Here is a 1,785-nt window from a genome sequence, read left to right as displayed (position 1 = left end):
GTTCAAGTCCAGCAAAGGGAGCCATATTTGAAGAAGCCTCATCTTATGATGAGGTTTTTTTTTGCTCACTTAAAACATCCCGATCTAAACCTAAAACATTCCTATCGATTTTATCGCTTTCCAAGGTCCACGAACCGAATACTGTGCAGGTATCATTTTTCTCTAAAACAGCAGAGTTTACTTTCCCTCTCTATCAACAAGCCCCAGAAGGCCGTTCAATCTAAACTTGAAGATAGCTTTCGCTTATTTCATTCGATAATACTGTGTAGTCACGTAGAGAGCCCTAACATGGCTTCAGCTCAGCATTTACTGCAGACATAAAAAACCAGCACATAGGTGCTGGCTATTCAATGAACGTTGAATTTAGTGCGAGTGAATCGCTTACTCTTTTACTGCGCTCGATTGATTCAGTATTTCCACTTCTTTATCTAGCGCTTCAAGCTTTTCTTTCATCCGTTCACGACAGTCATTGGCAAGCTCTCGAACATTAGTTTTGCTGTAACCCTCTGCGCTGACAGGTGGCAACATTTCGACGATGACATGACCGTTATCCCATCGATTAAGCTTAACATTCTGTGTAGAGCTACATACGATAGGGACAAGAGGCACTCTCGCACCAATAGCCGCATGAAAAGCGCCCGTTTTAAATGGTAGCAACCCACGGCCTCGTGACCGCGTGCCTTCTGGGAACATCCACACCGAAACGCCACTGGTCTTAATGTTATCCACCACCTGATCAATGGTACCTTTCGCTTTAGAGCTGTTAGCACGATCAATCAGTATATTACCCGTTAACCAATACAGCTGACCAAATAAAGGCATCCAGGCCAAGCTTTTTTTACCAACAGTAACAACCTTAGGGGTTACTGCCGAAGAAATCGTAAACAAATCCCAGCTATTTTGGTGGTTGGCAATATAGACATGCTGCCCACGCTCATAAGCATCATCAGGTATGCGCAGTTCAAGTTTAATGCCAAAAACCTTCGACATACGGCCGAAATAACGCCCAAATGTGAAGACGTGTTTCGGGTTACGCGGACTAAATAAACAGTAGCCACAACCAAATACAAACATGACGATCGCAAAAACAGCTAAAGCCAATATACGAAAGAGTGCAATCATTTTTGTTCTCCAGTAGAACCTTATAAAAAAGCCGAAACGCCAGTTCTAATCAGACAAATGCCCCATTAGACTTAGGTTTCGGCTCTAATTCTTACGCCAATATTAATTTGATTCTCTGAATCGCTCAATATTTGCGCCTAGCCCAGACAATTTATCTTCTATTTTGTCATAGCCACGATCGATGTGATAAATACGGTCAACGATGGTTTCACCCTGAGCAATACAGCCGGCAATAACGAGGCTTGCTGAAGCTCGAAGGTCGGTTGCCATCACTTGAGCGCCACTTAATGACTCGACATCACCACAGATTACGGTATTACCTTCAATCTCGGCTTTCGCCCCCATACGCATAAGTTCAGGGACATGCATAAAGCGGTTTTCAAAGATATTCTCAGTAATAATACCCCCGCCTTTTGCCATTAGGTTCAACAGCGTAAATTGAGCCTGCATATCGGTAGGGAATCCAGGGTGAGGCGCAGTACGAATGGTGACCGCTTTTAACTCTCGATCGGTCATATCAACACTGATCCAATCATCGCCCGTTTCCACCAGTGCGCCCGCTTCTTCTAACTTCGCTAATACCGCTTCTAATAAGTGTGCCTTGGTATTACGACAGACCACTTTACCGCCAGAAACCGCTGCTGCAACTAAGAATGTACCGGT

The 1,785-nt window shown here is 44.2% G+C and carries 2 protein-coding genes and 1 pseudogene; 1 reads left to right on the top strand and 2 read right to left on the bottom strand.

The genetic code is table 11. From position 1 onward, the window contains the following. The coding region (locus ACP45E_RS14820) for a hypothetical protein (protein WP_038174759.1) at nucleotides 1-224 on the top strand (224 nt) is incomplete at its 5' end. Nucleotides 225-381: 157 nt separating this feature from the next. On the opposite strand, the gene ACP45E_RS14815 is transcribed toward ACP45E_RS14820, so the two are convergent. Together ACP45E_RS14815 and ACP45E_RS14810 are read right to left on the bottom strand one after the other, a co-directional pair. Then, nucleotides 382-1,122, bottom strand: a complete 741-nt coding sequence (locus tag ACP45E_RS14815; protein WP_017037378.1) for a 1-acylglycerol-3-phosphate O-acyltransferase — start codon at nucleotides 1,120-1,122, stop codon at nucleotides 382-384. A 102-nt stretch (nucleotides 1,123-1,224) separates the two neighbouring features. Continuing rightward, nucleotides 1,225-1,785: pseudogene (locus tag ACP45E_RS14810) on the bottom strand (UDP-N-acetylglucosamine 1-carboxyvinyltransferase); the annotation flags it as partial.

The organism is Vibrio genomosp. F10 str. 9ZD137 (assembly GCF_049974785.1).
GTDB lineage: Bacteria > Pseudomonadota > Gammaproteobacteria > Enterobacterales > Vibrionaceae > Vibrio.
The sequence above is the reverse complement of the archived record's forward strand: the minus strand, read 5'-3'. Positions and strand labels throughout refer to the sequence as shown.